This window comes from Mucilaginibacter angelicae (genome assembly GCF_042434235.1).
GTDB lineage: Bacteria > Bacteroidota > Bacteroidia > Sphingobacteriales > Sphingobacteriaceae > Mucilaginibacter > Mucilaginibacter angelicae.
In genome coordinates, this window is sequence record NZ_JBHLTS010000057.1 from 1 (window position 1) to 21,423 (window position 21,423).

Below are 21,423 nucleotides of genomic sequence, written 5' to 3' on the forward strand. Positions count from 1 at the left end.
AAAAGTAAAAGAGTGAGGCTATATCTAACGCTCAACATGCTCAAGGCTGTTTGGGATTGCTGTGCTCTCACTCTTTTCACTCATAAAATCATTACAATAATATTAAATGTAAACATAGGAGGGATTGAAGCGAAAAGCCCGCAGTGAGCGTTGGGATTGCGGGCAGGAAAGGCGAGGACTTGCAGCGTAAAGCCCGGGCCACAGGCAACGCCCATGTTATTGTCTTAACCCGAATTTACTGAATTAAAGAATTTACCAGAAATGATATGCAGTCCACTTGTTTTCAATCAATTCTAAAAATTCGTTTAATTCGGGTTCAGACAAACACAGGTTCAGACAAATTTATATGCTATTGTTGTGCGGCCCCTGCCGGTCAACTCATTTAAAAGTAGTTTCATTTTCCTCGAAAACAATATAAAATCAACTGCTAATTAAAAATAAATTCATACTTTTGCGCCTCGAATTTTGTATAGCACGGATTAGGTTTTAGGCTATATTTCAAAGGATTAAATTAAATACCCGGTAAAAGATGAATATTACACAGGAAAAAATTAATGACCTGAACGCAGTTGTTAAAATTAACATCAACCCTGAAGATTACCAGCCACGTGTTGAAAAAGCTATAAAGGAAAATGCTAAAAAAGCAAAAATCCCTGGTTTTCGCGCGGGTATGGTGCCTGCATCGCACATCAAAAAAATGTACGGTAAAAGCATCCTTGTTGATGAGATCAACAACCTGTTACAAGATACTTTAAATAACTACATCGACGAGCAAAAACTGGCTGTATTAGGTCAGCCCTTGCCTGCTGCCGATGACAACAAAGAATATAACTGGGATTTTGCCGATAACTTTGAGTTTAGCTATGAATTAGGCTTAGCTCCTGAGTTCAGCATTGATTTTTCATCAACTGATAAAGTAACACAATATGTTATTAAAGTTGATGACGAAACGCTGGCTTCAAGGATCAAAAATATCCGCAGAAGCTATGGCAAAATGACAAATCCTGACGTATCGGCAGATGATGACGTTCTTTACAGCGAATTGGTTCAACTTTCGGCCGATGGTAGTGTTTTTGAGGGTGGAATAAGCAACACCGCGTCTGTACGTTTAGATCAGATCAAAGATGAGGCCATCAAAGCTTCATTGATCGGTTTGAAAAAAGACGATGTGTTAACATTCGATATTCGTAAAGCTTTTGATAACGACGCAGCTAAAATTGCAGGCTTATTGAAAATTGAAGAAGATGATGCAGCTGATTTAAGATCAGATTTCCAATTAACAGTTAAAAACGTTAACCGTTTAGAAGAAAGCGATCTTAATCAGGAGTTCTTTGACAAATTATTTGGTGAAGGTACAGTAACTACCGAAGAGGAGTTCACAGCTAAAATTACTGAAGAGCTTGAAAGCATGATGGTTCAGGATGCCGACCGCAAATTGCAGGACGACATTTACAAGCTGGCTATCGCTAAAGTTGATTTCGCTCTTCCTGACGAGTTCCTGAAACGCTGGTTAAAAGTAACTAACGAAAAACTGAGCGACGAGGAATTAGAAGGCGGTTACAACGATTTTGCTCAAAACCTGAAATGGACATTGATTGAAAATAAGATCATTGTTAATAACACTATCGAAATTAAATACGAAGATGTGTTTGAATTGGCTAAGATCCGTTTAGATCAGCAGTTCAGGATGTACAGCCCAACAGCGATCCCTGAAGATCAGTTAGGCCAGTACACTGTTCAGTACCTGCAAAACAAAGACAACGCTAACAAAATATTTGAAGAGGTAAAAGCATTAAAGGTATTTGATTATATCAAAAATGTGATCACTTTAGATAAGCAGGATATCCTTTACACTGATTTCAGTGCATTGGTTTCTGCAGCACAGTAAGCAGTTTTTATCTCCTGTTGGAGATTAGCATATTCACCAAAAGCAACTCATCGGGTTGCTTTTGGTGTTTTATATCCCCAACTCTAAGCTAAGCGTCATTGCGAGGTACGAAGCAATCCCAAACTCTACAGAGGGAATTGGCTTGGCCGCTCTGCTTATCGGGGATTGCTTCGTGCCTCGCAATGACGAGCGGAAAAAAGCAACCTCTACCGTTAGTTTTTGGCAAAAAAAATCCGGTTTCGTCATTAAGGCCTCATCAAAAAATTACGTAATAAAAACTATCTTGCAAAAAATCTATTGAACTAAAAACTATATTTATCGCGGGTAAGACGCCCGCATTTCCTAAAGAACAACAAACAAAAACCATGAGCAGTAACATCGATAAAAACGAATTCAGAAAATATGCTGTTAAGCATCACCGTATTAACAGCCTTTACGTAGATAAATATATTGGAAGTGTTGAGAGAAGCAGTATGCCTTCTGGTATCACCACTGTACCAACCGGTATGACGCCATATATTCTTGAAGAGCGCCAGCTTAATGTACAGGCCATGGACGTGTTTTCACGTTTAATGATGGACCGTATCATTTTCCTTGGCGATGCCATTTATGATAATATTGCAAACATTATCCAGGCTCAATTGCTATTCCTGCAATCGGCCGATGCTAAACGCGATATCCAGATCTATATCAATTCACCTGGTGGTTCTGTTTATGCAGGTTTAGGTATTTATGATACCATGCAGTTTATATCAAATGATGTAGCTACTATTTGTACAGGTATGGCCGCTTCAATGGCTGCGGTATTGTTAGTAGCAGGTACCGAAGGTAAAAGGGCAGCGCTTCCACATGCAAGGGTAATGATCCACCAGCCATCAGGCGGTGCACAGGGCCAGCAATCGGATATCGAGATCACTTACCAGGAGATCACCAAATTGAAAAAAGAACTGTACCAGATCATTGCTGATCACAGCGGTGCACCTTACCAAAAAGTTTGGGATGCATCTGACCGTGACTACTGGATGATAGCCGAAGAAGCCAAAGAATTTGGTATGGTCGACGAAATATTAAAAGGTAACAAAGGAAAATAATTTTTTTAGTCGGGAAGTCCGATAAGTCGGAATTCCGGATTTTGAAAAAGAATAATTACTTAAGTCCGGGGCCTAATGTGGCTTCCGGACTTAAGTCTTTTCCCGACTTACGGACAGGATTTTTTTTTCTGTCACTAATTATTTAACTTTGAGTAAGAAAACGAATCAGATGAATAAAAACAGCAAGGAGATCAGGTGTTCATTTTGCGGTGCCGGTAAACAGGATTCCCTGATGTTGATAGCAGGACTTGACGCACACATTTGCGATAAATGTGTGAACCAGGCCAATGAGATATTGGCTGAGGAGTTGAAGGTGCGTAAAGTGAAGTCATCGCCTCTGGCGCCGGCCTTGCTTAAACCATCAGAAATGAAAGCCCACCTTGACCAATATGTTATTGGTCAGGATGATGCCAAAAAGATACTTTCAGTAGCTGTATATAATCATTATAAACGCTTAAACCAGCGTATTGAAAAAGATGAGGTTGAGATTGAAAAATCAAACATCATTATGGTAGGCGAAACAGGTACGGGTAAAACCCTGCTTGCCAAAACGCTTGCCAAGGTACTTAACGTTCCGTTTTGTATTTGCGATGCCACTGTATTAACCGAAGCCGGTTATGTAGGGGAGGACGTTGAAAGTATTCTTACCCGCTTGCTGCAATCGGCCGATTATGATGTAACCCTTGCCGAAAAAGGTATTGTGTACATTGATGAGGTTGATAAAATAGCCCGTAAAAGTGATAATGCTTCTATTACCCGAGATGTATCAGGCGAGGGGGTACAACAAGCTTTATTGAAAATATTGGAAGGCACCATGGTTAATGTACCACCACAAGGCGGCCGTAAACACCCGGATCAGAAAATGATCACGGTAAATACCAGCAATATCCTTTTCATTTGCGGAGGTGCTTTTGATGGTATTGAAAGGAAGATCGCTAATCGCCTGCGTACCCAAACCGTTGGTTACAAACTTAAGCGTGATGAGGGGGATATTGATACCAAAAACTTTTATAAGTATATCACCCCGCAGGATTTGAAATCATTTGGTTTGATCCCTGAGCTGATAGGCCGTTTACCGGTGCTTACCTACCTTAACCCGCTTGATAGGGAGGCGTTACACAATATCCTTACCGAACCTAAAAATTCGTTATTGAAACAGTATAAAAAACTGTTTGAATATGAAGGTGTGAAGCTTGATTTTGAAGACGAAGTGCTTGATTTTATTGTTGATAAAGCAATGGAATTTAAGCTTGGGGCAAGGGGATTACGCTCCATATGTGAAGCTATTATGATAGATGCTATGTTTGAGTTTCCATCGAAAAAAGATGTGAAGCGCCTGAATGTAACGTTAGATTATGCTCACGAGAAATTTGAAAAATCTGATCTGAAAAAGTTAAAAGTAGCTTAACACCCAGTATATAAGTAAACACTTATATTTATTAAAAAATAAAGCGGCCCTGGTTATCATACCGGGGTTTGCTGTATAAAAAGAAATCATATGAACGAAGAATTAAACATTAAAAAAGACGGAGATGCCTTACCAACACCGGTAAAGGAAGTTCAATCGCCCGTAAAATCCGGTTTAAAAACCAAAGAAGCAATTGTTGCCAACTGGCTGCCCCGTTATACCGGCAGGCCGCTTGAGGCCTTTGGCGAGTATATTATCCTCACCAATTTTTCAAAGTATATCCAGCTGTTTTCGGAGTGGCACGATAATGCGCCTATCATGGGGCTTGAAAAGCCTATGCAAAGCGTTACAGCCAATGGTATTACCATCATTAACTTTGGTATGGGCAGTTCGGTTGCCGCTACGGTTATGGATTTGCTTACTGCCATTCACCCCAAAGCTGTAATATTTTTGGGTAAATGCGGCGGTCTTAAAAAGAAGAACAATGTAGGCGACCTGATATTGCCGATAGCTGCCATCCGCGGCGAAGGTACATCGAATGATTACATGCCACAGGAAGTACCTGCATTGCCGTCATTCGCGCTGCAAAAAGCTATCTCAACCACCATCCGTGATTACTCGCGCGATTACTGGACAGGTACCTGCTACACCACCAACCGCCGTGTTTGGGAGCATGATAAAAACTTTAAAAAATACCTGAAAGATCTGCGTGCCATGGCCGTTGATATGGAAACCGCTACCATATTTACAACAGGTTTTGCCAATAAGATCCCAACAGGTGCACTGTTGCTGGTATCAGATCAGCCGATGATCCCCGAAGGTGTTAAAACCGCCGAAAGCGACTCGTCAGTAACCGAACAATTTGTTGAAACACACCTGCATATCGGTATCGAATCGTTAAAGCAGCTGATCAATAATGGCTTAACGGTTAAGCATTTGAAATTTTAGTGAGTAGTTGATTAGGTTGATTAAGTGAGTAGTTATTGCTCAACTTTATCAACCACTCACCTAATCAACTATTCACCAATAACTATCCTTTTCATCCCCTCTCTGCCGTAAAATACCGGGAAATACATCATTTCGGCTTTGGCCGGATTTAGGGTGTATTTACCGTTGTAACGGGGGATGAGGTTTACGGTGAATATATATTTGCCCTGCTTAAGACTGCGGCAAAATATACTTACCTTCTCCTTAAAGTATTCGCGGTGCACCTCGTTGTTTTGCCATGCTTGCTCCTTGCTCTCATATGAGCATCCGGCAGGTATCGGGATCTCTATCATAACAAAATCAGCATCTCCGCGGGCTGTTACCTCTGCTTTTAATAATACCGGTTCGCCGCCTTTTAGGGTGGTCACTGTTTTTTCTTTGCGCTCAAACCAGGTATTTACCGTAAAATCTTTACTTACTTTTTCAGGCTTGCTGTTCCAGAACTGTTGGTAGCCGCTGATGTAAACAGGCAGACTGCCGGTTTTGCTGATACTGATCGTTTTATCAGTTAGTGTTGCAGAATATGGGAACTTACTGATAGTTTTTGTATCGGTACCTGTAAGCGTGATCTGTGATGGCTTAACCTGCTTGTTTTCAATCAGCAAGTCAGGGAGGATAGTTTCCAGGATCAGGGCCGACTCATAAGTATTACGCCAATCACCGAGGCGGCGCTGTTCAAGGAAGTATCCGCGGATCTTGTTGAGCAATTCGGGGCGCCCACCATTGTTTTTGATGATCCGGTAGGCCAATACGCTTAACTGTACCGAATTGTCAAAAAAGCGATAGCCATCTTCGCCCCAATAAATATTGCCAAACATGGTATGTTTAGTTTTTGACAGCAGGCTATCTATGTTTATGGGGAGTGCCGATTCCTGCCGTAGCAACATCATTCTTAATTTATCATAACCTGATAATTTATAGTCGAAGTTTTTTTGATCCTTAGTCTGTTCTTTTTCAATGCCTATTATATACTTCTGGTAATCAACTTTAGCCCCCAGTTTGTGGAGTAATTGCAGGCATAGTATTTTATCCTGACCATGATAGCTTTCCATTTGGTACACGAGGTAATCACTTAATTTTTGTTTATCGAGCTCAATAGCATAACCGTCTGCCTGGGCATTTAAAAGTGCTTCAATGGCATGCAGACTGATCCAAAGCTCTTCGTTGGTATCTTTCCACCAGCCCCAGGTGCCGTTGCTTCTGCGGTTTTCCTGTAGTTTTTTAATTACTTCCTGGATGTTTTTCCCGTACTTAAAATCCTCACCTAAAAACTTTTTAATATGCCTTTCCATAAGCAGCCCTTTCAGCTTTGATGCCAGCTGCTCATTGCACAGGTATTTATATTCTCTCAATTTTCGGGTTTCTTCGGCCAATACAGGCAAGGCAGAAGCTTCGGCGCGGAAAGTGACAGGGCCTAAAGCCGGGTCAAATTTCATGTTAACGGTGGTATCGCGGTCGAGGGCTTCAAAAATGCCTTTAGTTTCTTTAACCCCTTGCGGCATTACCGGGATCTTGCGCTGCTCGCCATCAAAATAGCCATTATCCCGTTTAATGGTATATTCAAAAGTGAGGCTGTCGGCAGTAGCGGCTGTTATGCCCAAAGTATCTATTTTAGAGTTTTTAACATCCAGCTCATCCTGTTTTAAAGTTTGACCGTTGTATTTAAAAATACGGGTGAGCTTGGCAGCGGTGGTGGTGTAATTAAGTAATTTGCCAATCAGGTTCATCTCATCGCCTGCAATAGCAAATTGAGGTGCTATAAAGTTTGCGCTTAAAGGTTTATATGATTTGATTTGGCTATCCGAAAAACCGGCCTGCTGGTTGTCGTTAATACCGATTACAAAGGTACGCCAGTTGGTAATATCATCGGGAAAGGTAGTAGTAAAGCTCGCTTTACCCTGCGCATCGGTAGTAAGACGGGGCTGCCAGTAGGCATAATCGGCAAAGTTTTTCCGGAGCGACTGTTCAGCGCCTGTTTGGGTTGTATCCGAGCCCTTTATTAACGAAACCTGTTTTTTGCCTTTAGTAGTTATCACAATTACACCATTGGCGGCCCTTGTGCCGAAAATAGCAGTTGCGGCTGCATCTTTCAGGGTTGTTATTTCGGCTATCATGGCGGGGTCTACGCCATCAATACTTTCAACCGGTATGCCGTCTACAACAATTAATGGTTTCCCAGCATTTACCGAACCTATGCCTCTTATATTCATTACGGTTAACCCTGCCATCTGCCCGTTTATAACTGTTGATACTGAACCTGTCATGCTCATTTTTCGTTGCGTGCTGTAGCCGGTTACTACTACTTCACGGAGCATCTGCTTTTGTTCAAGTAATGCTATCAAAATGCTGGCTCCAGGTTTTATATCGGCTTCTTGCGCCAGGTACCCTATATAACTGAATATGAGTTTGCCGCTGGAGGGCACCTTGATTGCAAACCTGCCGTTAATATCAGTTTGTGTGCCCGTGCTGGTTCCTTTTATTCTTACCGTAACGCCGGGGGCAGGCAAACCATCTTCAGCTCCTATTACCTGGCCAAACATCATATCTTTAAAACCACTTTTATCAATATATTTATCATTAAAAGCTTCTTTCAGCTTTAAAGCATCGTTTTGTATGTTATAGTCATTGTAATCATTTATGCCTGTTCGGGCGGTAATAACATCGTTTATTTTGACGCTTACCGAATCCTTTGGCTGTGCAATAATATCGGCGCGGTAAAAATTGACACCGTTAGCTTTTATGCTGATGTTATTTTTAACATAATATTCGTCCTTTTTGAGTAGAAAAAACAGGCGGTATTTACCTACCGGTAACTTACCCGGTTCATTGGTGTTACCAGGATAGATTCGAATAAAATCCGGATAGCCTTCGCGATAAATAATGATATTTTTTACAAAAGGCCGTTCTCCGTTCTTCTCTGATATGGCAATGCTGAGTCTCCCGGTAATTTCATCATCAATAGCTTCATTATGGAACAGGGCCGTAGTTTGACTCCTTAAGTCAAGATACTGTTGCCATATATTTTCTGTTTCTTTATTAGTTAAAGCATATTGAGTATAATCGTCACTAAAATTGTTGCCTGCGTAGGTACGTTTATCAAACGGATATTTGGTTTTAATGCTTTTTTGTTTGATCAGTCCCGGTTCAAAATGGTACGAATAATCGGGTTCAACCAAAAAGTTTTGCGGCTCGTCGCCTTTAACCTTAATTGTAGTGTAGTTGCCGGGCAAGGGGCCCGCTAATATTTCGCTATTGGTATTATAGGTGTTACTGATAACCGGTTCAGGGTTTAGCAAAATGATGTTTCCATCCTGTTCAAGCGTAGCCATGCGCAGGCCGAAATTATTGGTCACCCGGATCAGATATTTATCTATCAAGTCTGATTCGGAGGTCAAAAGTGTATCAGGCATTTTTTTAAACCGGGCCGTTTTGTTTATCATTGTATCTGCATTGATGCTCATGATTAGTTTCTTGCCCTTTTGCACCTCGATAGAATCAATGGTTATGCTTTGGTTAAACGTGCGGAACTTTAAGCTATGCCGCCCGGCAGTCACTTTAAAACTGTAACGCTGCAGTTGTTGTGCCTGGCTGAAAAATACAGGCCTTTCATCTATATAAAGGATATGGGTTGATACAATGTCACCGTCTTTTACAATGAACGGCGCAATCTGTGTAACGCTGTCTGGTGCCGGTTCTTCAATCTTATATAAGGTTTTAGGATGTGTGAACTGGTAGTAGGCAATGCTGTCCAACCCCATGTCGTGGCTCCATTTATCCCAGGTTAATTGCATACTGCCCGAGGTGGTTGGCTTGTTGATTATAGCATAGGGCTTTGATACCGCAGCTGGATAGGATTTGCCCAAATATGGTACGAAAGGAGGACTATAGTTCGGAAATTTACGCGTGAGCGACCAGGCAGTAATATCAGTGTTTGGAACAGGCTTGCCAAGGGCATCTTTTACCTCAATCTCAGTTTTTACCTGCTGACCGGGATATACGGCCAGCGGCTGTTTAACGTTAATCGTTAACAGTTTTTCCTGGTAGGGTACAGTAATGCCGCTTATTCTGGTTTCGCCACCCCACACGTAACTTATTGCGAAGACTACCGGACGTTTATCAGTCCACCTTTTCTTATAGAAGAGACTATCTGCCTCACCTGCATCAAGTAAAGCGTTGTTACCAATAAGCCAGTACCAGAAATGAAGTTTGCGCGGATTATTTACTTTTACAATTAACGAATCAGCTGTTTGGGCGCCGGCAAAATTAAGATCGCTGTTAAGGTTGGACAGGTTGACATTTTCGGAAATACTATCAGTTTTGACTTCGTAACTCCTCAATGCAGGGTTAACGATCACATTGGCCGGTAACTTGATTTTTTGCCTTGAAATGGTATCGCTTTGGCTGTTGATAGCTGCAAGCGTAGCGGACATTGGTGTATCTTTCCCTTTTATAAGTCCATTTATTTTTAGGGTATCAGCGCTGAGGCTGTATTTTATTTTGTAATTGTTGTATTGATAACTGAGATACTCGGTTGAGGTATGATGCTCGTTATCTGAAGTTAATAAATCTGTTTGAATATAGTACCTGAAATTGGCTTTCGGGAAAATGGAATCGGGTATCACAACTTTGGTTTCGCCAAGCGGTTCAAGTGTACCTTTGTATTGCCAAAGTGTATCGGGTATAAACACATTAGCGGCTTTATATAGCTCAACTTGTCGTGATAATAATTTTATCTGAAACCGCGCGTCCTGCACGGGCAGGTCGTTTTCATCAGTAGCTTTTAAATAAAGAGAGAGGGGATTGCCCGGTTCATGTATCTTTTTATCGGTACGGGTTTTAAAAGTTATAGTTTTTAATTCGTACTCTTCGTACCCGAATTTGCCGGCAATATATACCTCCCGGTTTGACAGAAACTTTTCATCCTCATCGTCCCCATGGTATTTATCCAGGTCGTATTTAATGGCTGAAGAGGCTTCGAGCGAAATATAATATTCATCATCGAGGCTTAGCTTAAGACTATCGGCCAGTACCAGCTTATATTCAAATGCACCATCACGATAGCTGTCAGTATAACCTATTACTTTACCATTATCACGCGGGCCATCTTGCAGGCGCACTATCAAATGATGGTTGGTAATTGGCTTTTTTGATTTTTTACTGATGATAAATGCCTTGAATTTAACTGTATCAAGCGGTTTGTAAATGGGTTTGTTAAATACTATAAAGCCTGTGTATTTGCTGTTCTCTTCAAGCCGCCGCTGGTATTTGTAATAGTTGGCATTGTCATCTGTTTTGCTGAACAGATTTTTTAATTTATACCAATGATAACTAAACCATCTGGCGTTTAAAAAGCTCCTGCCTCTGAAGTTGCTTGTGAGCCTGTAATAGTTAATCACGTTGTTGTAATCGACGGTTACAAGGCCTGAGCTTTTTATTTTGGTAAAGTATGAGCCTGTCTTGTCGTCAAAAGGCACTTGTTTATTTTTTATCGTCACCCTGGCTCCATTGATCTTGTTACCGGCAGCATCGGTTATGATAAAGCGTGTGTCGTAATTGTTTTTCAATAACTGTAAGTACGCCGAGTGATTTTCAATAAGTGTGTAATTAATTCGGTTTTTTTGAGCGCATACTTTCAGGTAGTTACCCATGGGCAGCGTATTTTCCCATCGCGAATCTGTTTTGAATGAATCAACAGGGTTATGGAGCATTTTTTCATCAGGAGATTTATTGGGGTAGAGGTAAAACTTGAGTACATCCTCAGCAGGCATTTTGTAGATGTAAGTATAATAGCTGCTTTGCCGGCTTGGGGTAAGCGGCTTTTGCGCAAAGGCGGCATTTATGCAAAAACTTAAGAAACTGAAAAATAATAACGATCTTTTTAGTGTTGCCTGCATGTTTAGGTATGTTTTGCGGTGATGTGCCACCGGTTTAAATTTATTACATTTATGCTTGTCGGTTATATGATGCACATCTATTTACTTTTCCATAAAAGAAATATCATTTAAGAAACTTATTTTTGAGGCGTAACCCTGCTTTATATACCGGGTTAGTAGAGATTTAAATTATGTGGTACAATAACATACTCGATACTATCGGCAATACGCCGCTGGTAAAGCTTAATAAAATAGCAAAAGACATCCCGGCTACCGTTTTGGCCAAGATTGAAACAACCAACCCGGGCAACTCCATTAAAGACCGTATGGCCCTTAAAATGATTGAGGATGCCGAAAAGAGCGGCAAGCTTAAACCCGGCGGTACCATTATTGAAGGTACATCGGGCAATACCGGTATGGGCCTGGCTATTGCGGCGGTTATAAAAGGCTACAAATGTATTTTTACCAGTACCGATAAACAATCAAAAGAAAAATTTGATGCCCTGCGTGCCTTTGGCGCCGAGGTAATAGTTTGCCCAACCAACGTGGAGCCCGAAGATCCGCGGTCATACTATTCAGTATCATCGCGCCTGGAGCGGGAAGTACCCAATTCATGGAAACCGAATCAGTACGATAACCTGAGCAACTCGCAGGCGCACTATGAAAGCACCGGGCCGGAGATTTGGGAGCAAACCGAAGGCAAAGTGACACACCTGATTGCAGGTGTAGGTACTGGGGGGACCATTTCGGGCATTGCCCGTTACCTCAAAGAAAAGAACCCGGCCATTCAGATTTTAGGTATTGATACTTATGGCTCGGTATTTAAAAAATACAAGGAAACCGGTGTTTTTGATAAAAACGAGATCTATCCATACATCACCGAAGGTATAGGTGAAGATTTTCTGCCGCAAAACGTTGATTTTAGCCTGATAGACCACTTTGAAAAGGTGACGGACAAAGACGCCGCCCTCATGACCCGCGAGATTGCCCGTAAGGAAGGTATCTTCTCCGGTAACTCAACCGGCTCGGCAGTGGCAGGTTTGTTGCAGATGAAGGATAAATTTAAGGAAGGTGATGTTGTAGTGATCATTTTCCCTGACCATGGTACCCGCTACCTCGGCAAGATGTACAATGACGACTGGCTGCGCGACCGCGGTTTCCTGAAGGATGAAAAACTAACTGCCCGCGATATCATCAGCAAAAAAGATGTACAGGAAATCATTACCATTGATTGTGAAAAGAGCGTACTGGAAGCTATCAATACCATCAAATCGCTTAACATCTCGCAGATCCCGGTTACACAAAAAGGCATGGTAATAGGCAAGATCACCGAAAGCGATATCCTTGATTCACTGATCGAGAACCCCTCCATCAAATCGCAGCCAATCATGAATATTACAACTGCACCGTTTCCTTTTGTCGACCTGAATACATCAATTGACAGGATTTCGGGCATGATCAATAAAGATAACATTGCCGTGCTTGTTGAAGACGGGAATGGTAAAATTGAGATTATTACCCAGTATGATATTATAAACGCTATTTCAGCTTAAGGCTTTTTAGGTAAAAGGTTAAAGGCGAAAGGTGTTGTGCGGTGAGCATGGCACCTTTTGTTTTTTGAGGATTTATGGTGATATTTAATTAAGCCTAACAAATTCCTAAATCTTTTAACAATGAAATATTTGTATATGCTATTAGCCGTGATCTTTTTTGTTTCATATCATAATCATCCGGCTCAAACTCAGGAACAGATCGAGGCCGGAAAGAAAATGGTTAGGTTTGCACTTAAGTATCCAACTCACTATAATTTTATTGCGGGACATAAAATAAGTACTGAGTATGATGCGATTGAATTTGCACAGCCTATCTTGTTTAAGATTTTTGGAGAAGATAATATAAGGGATGAGAAACCTTACATGCTTGACCTTGTGGACGGCTATTGGATAATGTACGGTAGTTTACCAGCAGAGACAAGGGGCGGTACGTTTGAGATTATTTTTTCGGCAAAGGATGGAAGAGTGATACAATTAATACATTATAAATGATCGAAAGAGAACCTTTCGCCCTTCCCCTAAACTACTCCAACCTCTTTCTCGCCAATTCCGGGCTATAGCGTTCATTCAACCTGTAATTCGGCGTAATGATAAACACAGCCGTCCCTTTTTCGCGCGCCAGTGGATTAGTCACTTCACCTACCTTAATAAAACTGCCTATCATATTACCAGCCACAAATTCTTTAATGTTTTTACCGCCGCCGTCATCTACATAAATCATGTATTTGCATTTGAGGCTGTCGGGTGCCCAAATGGTAAAACTGCTGTTTAACGAAATCACATCTGGATAACCATATTGCTTGCCATAATGGTGCAGGGCGCCGGCTTCGCCGTAATTATCGGCATAAACAATGGTTTGCTTCTGATCGGCAGGGCTAAGGCTTTGATATGCTTTGTTAACCAGTGCGGCCATATCGTCCCAGCCCAGCATGTCGGCATAATCCTGGGTGGTGGCGTGTGTTTTGCCGTCTTCCCAGGTCATGGCAAAGCGTATGGCGGGTATATTTTTATCGGCAAACCTAAAGAATGCCAGTGTTTGTGGTAAGGGCAGTATAGGCAATACTATCGGGAATAAAATAAGGTTTGGCGCTGTGAATAAAACAATTGCTGCGGTTCGTAAAGCATAGCCGCTTGTTTTTAATAAACGTTCAAAACCAAAGCCACCGGCGGCAAACAGCATAGGGTAAGCGCCGAAGATGTAATAGTTTTTGCCGTCCATCATCAGTAAAAAAATAAATATCAGGGCATAAGCCAATGCCATAAACTGGAAGTTACGCAGCCTGAACGAAAATATCAGGAATGCAAGCCCGTTAAGCCATACAAATAAGGCAATGCCATTTACCAGTAATTGTTGTTTTATAAAGTTGGCAGGGGTAATATAATCCAGTTGCTGCTCGCGCAGGGCTTTCATATGCGTAAATACCGGCATGTGATGTGTTAGCTGCCAGATGAGATTAGGCAGCACAATAATTATCGTTATTAAAGCTGCACCAAGGATATGTTTATTAAACAATAGCTTACGCTGTTTACTGATGAGGATGCCGATAAGCAGCGATGCCGCAAAAAACAACATGGTATACTTGGTGAGTATACCAAAGCCAATGGCTGCACCCAGCCAGTACAGGTACCTTACATCGGTTGTATTGAGGTATTTTACTAATAGCCAAACGGTTATCACCCACCAAAACTGGTCGAAAACTACAGGCTGGAAAAGATAATCACTCGCTACAAAAGCAGGTGCAAAAATGAGTGATAAACAGGCAAGGGTTATGGCAAATTTTTTTCCGCCAAATTCAATAACAATGAGGCCGGTAAGCAGGATAATGAGCCCGGCGAACAGGGTAGGGAATAACCGTGCAGCAAAAACCGAGTTCCCAAAGCAGGTAATTGAAATTTTTGCCAGCAGGGCTATAAACGGCGGAACTTCCTTATATCCCCAATCCAAATGATCTGCCAGTACAAGGTGCAGGAACTCATCGCGGTGAAAACCAAAATGCGATATGGCGAAAAGGTTAAGAACAACTTTAATAAATACAAAAATCAGTACAAAATAAACGTAGGTAGATTTCCGGTTTTTGTAAGGCATTGTTTATATAATGGTTTTGAGCTTAAAGCCGAAGGCTAAAAGCCTAAAGCTATAAAAATATATTTATAAAGCAGAAAGCGTTGTTAAGCAAAAAGCTCAAAGCATAAGGCTTAAAGCTTTTGCTTGCCTTATGTTTTGAGCTTTAAAATGGCTTTAAGCTTTAAGCCTTCGGCTTTCAGCTTAGATCCTCGTTATATCAGCACCTAAAGCTTTAAGCCTGGTATCGATGTGCTGATAACCGCGTTCAATTTGTTCAATATTGTAAATGGTTGATTGCCCTTGTGCAGAAAGTGCAGCAATCAACAGTGAAACCCCTGCACGGATATCCGGTGAGGTCATGGAGATGCCGCGCAGTTTAACCTGGTTATCCAAACCGATAACAGTGGCACGGTGCGGATCGCAAAGGATGATCTGTGCGCCCATATCCAGCAGTTTATCCACGAAGAATAAACGGCTCTCAAACATTTTCTGGTGGATCAGCACCGATCCTTTGGCCTGGATAGCTACAACCAATACAATGCTTAATAAGTCGGGGGTAAAGCCCGGCCATGGTGCGTCGGCAATGGTCATGATAGAGCCGTCGATGAAAGTTTCTATTTCATAATGATCCTGGGCTGGGATAAAGATATCATCGCCTCTAAGTTCAAGCTTGATGCCTAAACGTTTAAAAACGTCAGGGATCATGCCCAATTCTTTGTATTGAACATCTTTAATGGTGATCTCAGATCCGGTCATGGCTGCAAGGCCGATAAATGAACCGATCTCGATCATATCGGGCAATAAGCGGTGTTCCGTACCGCCCAGCTTTTCAACACCTTCAATAGTTAACAGGTTTGAACCGATACCGCTGATCCTGGCGCCCATACGGCTCAGCATTTTGCAAAGCTGCTGCAGGTAAGGCTCACAGGCGGCGTTGTAAATGGTGGTAGTACCTTTAGCCAATACTGCTGCCATTACCACGTTGGCTGTTCCGGTTACCGAAGCTTCATCCAGCAGGATATAAGTACCTTGTAAGTTGGAAGCATCAACATTAAAGAAACCATTTTCGGGATTGTAGTTAAACTGGGCGCCCAGTTTCTCAAAACCCAAAAAGTGGGTATCCAGCCTGCGGCGACCGATTTTATCGCCACCCGGCTTAGGAATAGATGCCTTGCCAAAGCGGGCAAGCAATGGGCCAACTATCATGATAGAGCCACGTAAGCCTCCGCCTTTAGCCTTAAAAGCTTCAGACAAGAAAAAGTCCTGGTTGATGTCTTTGGCTTCAAAAGTATAAGTGTGCTCGTTAATGCGTTCAACAATAACGCCCATATCACCAAGCAATTCTATCAGCTTGTTTACATCTTTAATATCAGGGATATTGCTGATGGTTACTTTTTCTTCGGTAAGCAATACGGCAGATATAACCTGTAAAGCTTCATTTTTTGCACCCTGCGGGGTTATTTCACCTTTTAGCGGTTTGCCGCCATTTATTACAAATGCGTTAGTCATGCGGAGTTTCGGATAATTGATAAGATCACCAATGATAAACTATCAAAGCTATGATCGGTTTTGCCAAATAATTTATATGGGGCAAAGATTAGAAAATTAATGGAAAAACTGTGCTAAATATCCGGTGCCTGGAGATACTTTTATAAAAGGAGATTGTACAGCGGAAAATAAAAAGCCCTCCCCCTTTAGGGGAGGGTTGGGTGGGGCTCTTAATATTTTTTCGCGCCGCCATTATTGTTACGGCTGCGGTTTTGGTTGTTGTTGCGGTTTTGGTTGTTGTTTTGCCTGCCACCGTTACTGCCCCCGCCGCCACGGTTTTGATTGTTCTGGTTGTTATTACGCCCGCGGTTGTTGTTATTGTTAGTGTTGTTTTGCTGAAAGTTATTGGGGCGGAAATCAACCCGGTTCAGGTTAATGTTCTCTTCCAGTTTCAGCGTACCACCTGATAAAGCGTAAAGATCTGAAAGGATACTTTCGTCGCTTACCGAATCTTTGTTCCATTGTACATAGGCCATTTTCATGAAATTGGCAATGGCTTGTATCATGTGGCGTTTGCGCTCAGGCTCCTCAATGGCTTTGGCCTTTTCAATCATCAGCTCAATGGTTTTACCATAGTGCTTGTATTTAATGCGCTGGTTTGGATAGCGTAAAGGGGCCGGCTTAATATGAGCTGCTTCAGGCAATGGTTTTGGATAGGGCGAATCAACATCAATCTGGTAGTCAGATATGATATGCAGGTGATCCCAAAGTTTATGTTTAAAATCGGCCACATCGCGCAGATGCGGATTTAAAAAGCCCATCAGGTCAATTACTACCTGTGCGTAGCGGTTACGTTCTTCTTTAGTGGGTAACGCTACAATATATTTAACCATATTTTGTACGTTACGGCCATATTCAGACAGGATAAGTTTATTCCTGGTTGAGTTATAATCAAAATTTGCAGGCGTGTTTTCTTGTGCCATGTTAAATGTTTTTATGAAAATTTGAAAGTTAGCCAGGCAAATTTCCCTGATGGAAGGGCAAAAGAGGCTAAAATTGAATTGTTACTTGTATTGAAGTAGTGCAAATATAATGTAATACTTATAATATGCAAATTACGTTGGTTAATTGTTGCAATTATTTGTTTTAATTTAGCTTTTAAACATTTACCAATTTGGAAAATCAGCAAATTACCATCACCCATATAGAGATCTACCGCTTCAGTATCCCGATGGAGCCGTTTACCATTGCTACCGGGACTTTATCCCATGCTCAAAATGTTTTTATCCGAGTACATACCGATGCCGGCTTTTACGGTGTTGGGGAGTGCTCTGCATTTCCGATGATTGTTGGCGAAACTCAGGATACCTGCCTGGTAATGGCGCGTGAGTTTGCCCGGTTGTGGAAAGGCAAGGATGCACTTGATATAGAAGCACGACTTAACGAACTGCACAGTTTTACGGCCGGTAACACCACCATAAAAAGTGCCTTTGATAATGCCCTGTTTGATATAGCGGCCAAAAACGCCAGCTTACCTTTATATCAGTTTTTAGGTGGCGAAAAACGCACTGTTGAATCGGACATTACTATAGGTATAGCCGGTCATCATACCATGGCCTTAAAAGCGCTTGACTTTAAAGCCTCGGGAGCTAATATATTAAAGGTAAAGCTGGGGAAAAATGCCGTAGAAGATGTGGAGCGCATTAAACAGATCCGCGAAGCTGTTGGTCCGGCTATGAAGATCCGTATTGATGCCAACCAGGGCTGGACTTTTAACGAAGCCGTTTTTGCATTGCAGTCAATTGCGCAATACAATATTGAATTTTGCGAACAACCGATGCGCACCTGGTATGACGACAGGCAGCCCGAGCTCATGCAGCTATCACCCGTTAAGATCATGGCCGATGAAAGCGTATATAACCATCATGATGCCCGCAAGCAGATCAATGCCGGGGCTTGCCATTATATTAATATCAAAATGGCAAAATCGGGCGGTATTTATGAGGCCAAAAAGATTCATGATGTAGCGGCCTCATATGGTATTCCCTGTATGATGGGAGGGATGCTGGAAAGCCGCATAGCACTAAGCGCTAAATTGCACTTTGTATATGCCAGTCCTAATATCCGGTTTTACGATATGGATACCTGCAAGCTGGGGCATTTGGTTGACCCCTGCATTGGTGGAGCCATATACGATGGCTATCACTTAACTATTGAGGATGCGCCGGGGATTGGTGCAGATGCTGATGAAGCATTCCTGGCGGATTGTGAACGATTTACTATTTAAATAAGAGAAATATTAATGCTGATCAGAAAAGCTACTATTGAAGATCTACCTGTACTGCTTCAGTTTGAACAAGGAATTATTGGTGCCGAACGTCCGTTCGATAGCACACTCAAGCCCGATGCTATAAATTATTATGATTTAAAAGCATTCATAGCCTCGGCCGATGTGCAGGTTTTAGTGGCCGAAATTGACGGAGAGATTGCAGGGAGTGGTTACGCCCGCATTAAAAAGAACCCGGACACGTACTATGACTTCGAGAAATATGCCTATCTGGGTTTTATGTATGTATTGCCTGCACATCGAGGCAAGGGGGTAAATCAGGCAATTATTGAAGAGCTGAAGAAATGGGTAGCTGAGCAGGGGCTTGTTGAAATAAGGCTTGAGGTGTATAACGATAATGCAGGTGCTATTAAAGCCTATGAAAAAGTGGGATTTGAAAAGCGGATGATTGAGATGCGGATAAGGATATAACGGTGTTAAAAAAACGAGCCGGTAAGTTTTTGCTTGCCGGCCGTGGTGTGTTATAAATATCTTATAACAGGGGCTTTCGTTTCCATTTGCTTTCGCTTAATGTTTTAGCGGTGGTGATTTTTTCCTGTTTAAGTGGTTTGGGATCGCGCAACTGCTTAGATGCATCGGTCTTTTCTTTGTCCAATTCTTTAGTTGCCATGGTTGTTTGATTTATATACTTAGATAATATCATAAATTTATTATTTGTTTCACGTAAATCAAAAAATAACCACCATTAAATCGCAAATTAAGGCTTCATGGCATTAATTTGATAGCTCAGCAAAATATTTGTGAAACAAGGGAATGGTTTCGATGCCTTTATAATAATTGTAAATATCATATTTTTCGTTAGGCGAGTGCAGTGCATCACTATCAAGCCCGAAACCCATTAGTACAGTTTTTAAACCAAGCTCGGCTTCAAACAAAGCAACAATAGGAATACTGCCGCCACCGCGGGTTGGGATGGGCTCTTTTCCAAATGATTCGGCAATGGCTTTTTGTGCTGCACGGTAGGCTACGCTATCGGTAGGGGTTACTGCAGGTTCGCCGCCATGATGAGGTGTTACCTTAACCTTAACATTAGGAGGGGCAATACTCAAGAAGTGATCGGTAAACAGTTTGGTTATGGCTTCTGAAGTTTGGTTGGGTACCAAACGCATAGAGATTTTGGCATTAGCTTTTGAAGGCAATACCGTTTTGGCACCTTCGCCAATGTAACCACCCCAAATACCGTTTAGCTCAAGGGTAGGGCGGGTGCCTGTACGCTCAAATGTGCTGTAACCTTTTTCGCCCCAAAGTTCGGCAACGTCAAGGTCTTTTTTATATTCGGCTTCATCATAAGGTGCACTGTTAAGGGCATTGCGTTCCGCTTCGGTAAGCGGCACTACATCGTTATAAAAACCGGGGATGGTAATGTGATTATTTTCATCATGGAGGCTGGCAATCATTTGTGCCAGGATGGTGATGGGATTAGCAACTGCACCACCGTAAACACCCGAATGCAGATCGCGGTTAGGGCCGGTTACTTCAACTTCAAGATAAGAGAGGCCACGCAGGCCGGTTTCAAGCGAAGGATGTTCCATGCTGATCATAGAGGTATCAGAGATCAGCACCACATCGGCTTTCAGTTTTTCTTTATTTGCTTTTACAAAGATGCCCAGGTTTGATGAGCCAACTTCTTCTTCGCCCTCAATCATAAACTTGATATTGCAGGGAAGTGTATCAGTTTGCATCATCAGCTCAAAAGCCTTTACATGCATGTAAAACTGGCCTTTATCGTCGCAGGCACCGCGGGCATATATTTTTCCGTCCCGAACAGTTGGTTCAAAGGGAGGGGTTTTCCATAATTCTAATGGATCGGGTGGTTGTACATCGTAGTGGCCATAAACCAGTACGGTGGGTTTGGAAGCATCTATGATCTTTTCGCCGTAAACTATAGGATAGCCTGCGGTTTGGCAAATTTCAACATTATCGGCTCCGGCATCGCGAAGCTTTGCTGCCACATAATCGGCAGTTTTTAATACTTCAGGTTTGTATTTTGGGTCGGCACTAACCGATGCTAAACGTAACAGGTCAAATAACTCATCAAGTAAACGCTGTTTGTTTTGCTCAACATATTGCTTTATGTGCTGCATAATATTATTGTTTGCAGCAAATATAGTTAGTTCATTGGTTCAGTAGTTCATTAGTTTATTGGTGAATGATTTTTAGTTCTTAAATCACTACTTCGCCAATTCACCAAAGCCTGATTAATCTGCTGATCCAAGGTCATTTTTGGGTGCATTAGCAGCTTTGTTTGAAAACTCAGATTTTTCAATTTTTACTTTAACAGCTTCCTGCTTAGGTTCCTTATGAGTTAATGAAACAGCGGTAAGACCTGTAGCTATTAAAACCGCTGCTGCGATGATAAACTTTTTCATGTTTGTACTTTTTATGGTGATTTATTAGACAAAAGGGAGTCGATTATGCCATGAAATCAGCAGAACCTAAATCTCTTTTTGGACCAGGGCCAGACTGAGCAAAATCAGCAGAACCTAAATCTCTTTTTGGACCAGGGCCAGACTGAGCGAAATCAGCAGAACCTAAATCTCTTTTTGGACCAGGACCAGACTGGGCGAAATCAGCAGAACCTAAATCTCTTTTTGGGCCAGGACCAGACTGAGCGAAATCAGCAGAACCTAAATCTCTTTTTGGACCAGGACCAGACTGAGCAAAATCAGCAGAACCTAAATCTCTTTTTGGACCAGGACCAGACTGAGCGAAATCAGCAGAAC

The 21,423-nt window shown here is 42.0% G+C and carries 16 protein-coding genes; 8 read left to right on the forward strand and 8 right to left on the reverse strand.

What is annotated here, in order from left to right:
* The first annotated feature begins 529 nt into the window (after window positions 1–529).
* From tig to ACFFGT_RS19600, 4 genes are all read left to right on the forward strand, one after another.
* Entirely contained in the window at window positions 530–1,888 is a 1,359-nt protein-coding gene (gene tig / locus ACFFGT_RS19585) for a trigger factor (protein WP_377024206.1), read from the forward strand.
* A 365-nt stretch (window positions 1,889–2,253) separates the two neighbouring features.
* On the forward strand, window positions 2,254–2,979 hold the full coding sequence (locus ACFFGT_RS19590) for an ATP-dependent Clp protease proteolytic subunit (RefSeq protein WP_091211419.1): 726 nt from the start codon (window positions 2,254–2,256) through the stop codon (window positions 2,977–2,979).
* A 169-nt stretch (window positions 2,980–3,148) separates the two neighbouring features.
* Window positions 3,149–4,387 (forward strand): ATP-dependent Clp protease ATP-binding subunit ClpX, encoded by a 1,239-nt coding sequence (gene clpX, locus ACFFGT_RS19595; RefSeq protein WP_377024207.1) that lies wholly within the window; start codon window positions 3,149–3,151, stop codon window positions 4,385–4,387.
* Window positions 4,388–4,477: 90 nt separating this feature from the next.
* Entirely contained in the window at window positions 4,478–5,335 is an 858-nt protein-coding gene (locus ACFFGT_RS19600; RefSeq protein ID WP_377024208.1) for an AMP nucleosidase, read from the forward strand.
* Between the two features lie 68 nt (window positions 5,336–5,403).
* On the opposite strand, the gene ACFFGT_RS19605 is transcribed toward ACFFGT_RS19600, so the two are convergent.
* Window positions 5,404–11,268 carry a carboxypeptidase-like regulatory domain-containing protein gene (locus ACFFGT_RS19605; protein WP_377024209.1) on the reverse strand — a complete coding sequence of 1,955 codons (5,865 nt, stop codon included), beginning with the start codon at window positions 11,266–11,268 and terminating at the stop codon, window positions 5,404–5,406.
* A 170-nt stretch (window positions 11,269–11,438) separates the two neighbouring features.
* Here ACFFGT_RS19605 and ACFFGT_RS19610 point away from each other — a divergent pair, with 170 nt between their 5' ends.
* The gene (locus ACFFGT_RS19610; RefSeq protein WP_377024210.1) at window positions 11,439–12,800 is read left to right on the forward strand and encodes a pyridoxal-phosphate dependent enzyme; all 1,362 of its coding nucleotides are present in this window, start codon (window positions 11,439–11,441) and stop codon (window positions 12,798–12,800) included.
* 120 nt (window positions 12,801–12,920) lie between these two features.
* On the forward strand, window positions 12,921–13,292 hold the full coding sequence (locus ACFFGT_RS19615; protein ID WP_377024211.1) for an NTF2 fold immunity protein: 372 nt from the start codon (window positions 12,921–12,923) through the stop codon (window positions 13,290–13,292).
* Window positions 13,293–13,323: 31 nt separating this feature from the next.
* Here ACFFGT_RS19615 and ACFFGT_RS19620 read toward each other — a convergent pair whose 3' ends face one another.
* The 3 genes from ACFFGT_RS19620 to ACFFGT_RS19630 all read right to left on the reverse strand — a co-directional run bounded on the left by ACFFGT_RS19620 (window position 13,324) and on the right by ACFFGT_RS19630 (window position 17,336).
* Window positions 13,324–14,886 carry an ArnT family glycosyltransferase gene (locus ACFFGT_RS19620; RefSeq protein ID WP_377024212.1) on the reverse strand — a complete coding sequence of 521 codons (1,563 nt, stop codon included), beginning with the start codon at window positions 14,884–14,886 and terminating at the stop codon, window positions 13,324–13,326.
* Window positions 14,887–15,066: 180 nt separating this feature from the next.
* Window positions 15,067–16,374: a UDP-N-acetylglucosamine 1-carboxyvinyltransferase gene (gene murA, locus ACFFGT_RS19625; protein WP_377024213.1), complete on the reverse strand. Its 1,308-nt coding sequence runs from the start codon at window positions 16,372–16,374 to the stop codon at window positions 15,067–15,069.
* A gap of 209 nt (window positions 16,375–16,583) precedes the next feature.
* A complete protein-coding gene (locus ACFFGT_RS19630) occupies window positions 16,584–17,336 on the reverse strand; it encodes a DUF4290 domain-containing protein (protein WP_377024214.1) in 753 nt (250 codons plus the stop codon).
* Between the two features lie 206 nt (window positions 17,337–17,542).
* Between ACFFGT_RS19630 and ACFFGT_RS19635 the strand changes: the two genes are divergently transcribed.
* A complete protein-coding gene (locus ACFFGT_RS19635; protein ID WP_377024220.1) occupies window positions 17,543–18,640 on the forward strand; it encodes a mandelate racemase/muconate lactonizing enzyme family protein in 1,098 nt (365 codons plus the stop codon).
* Between the two features lie 15 nt (window positions 18,641–18,655).
* Window positions 18,656–19,111, forward strand: coding sequence for a GNAT family N-acetyltransferase (locus tag ACFFGT_RS19640; protein WP_377024215.1), 456 nt, complete (start codon window positions 18,656–18,658; stop codon window positions 19,109–19,111).
* Between the two features lie 61 nt (window positions 19,112–19,172).
* Here ACFFGT_RS19640 and ACFFGT_RS19645 read toward each other — a convergent pair whose 3' ends face one another.
* From ACFFGT_RS19645 to ACFFGT_RS19660, 4 genes are all read right to left on the reverse strand, one after another.
* Window positions 19,173–19,310: a hypothetical protein gene (locus ACFFGT_RS19645; RefSeq protein ID WP_377024216.1), complete on the reverse strand. Its 138-nt coding sequence runs from the start codon at window positions 19,308–19,310 to the stop codon at window positions 19,173–19,175.
* Between the two features lie 103 nt (window positions 19,311–19,413).
* Entirely contained in the window at window positions 19,414–20,784 is a 1,371-nt protein-coding gene (locus ACFFGT_RS19650; protein WP_377024217.1) for a dipeptidase, read from the reverse strand.
* Between the two features lie 114 nt (window positions 20,785–20,898).
* Window positions 20,899–21,069: a hypothetical protein gene (locus ACFFGT_RS19655; RefSeq protein ID WP_377024218.1), complete on the reverse strand. Its 171-nt coding sequence runs from the start codon at window positions 21,067–21,069 to the stop codon at window positions 20,899–20,901.
* Window positions 21,070–21,112: 43 nt separating this feature from the next.
* Window positions 21,113–21,423: hypothetical protein (locus ACFFGT_RS19660; RefSeq protein WP_377024219.1), on the reverse strand; the 311-nt coding region annotated here is incomplete at its 5' end.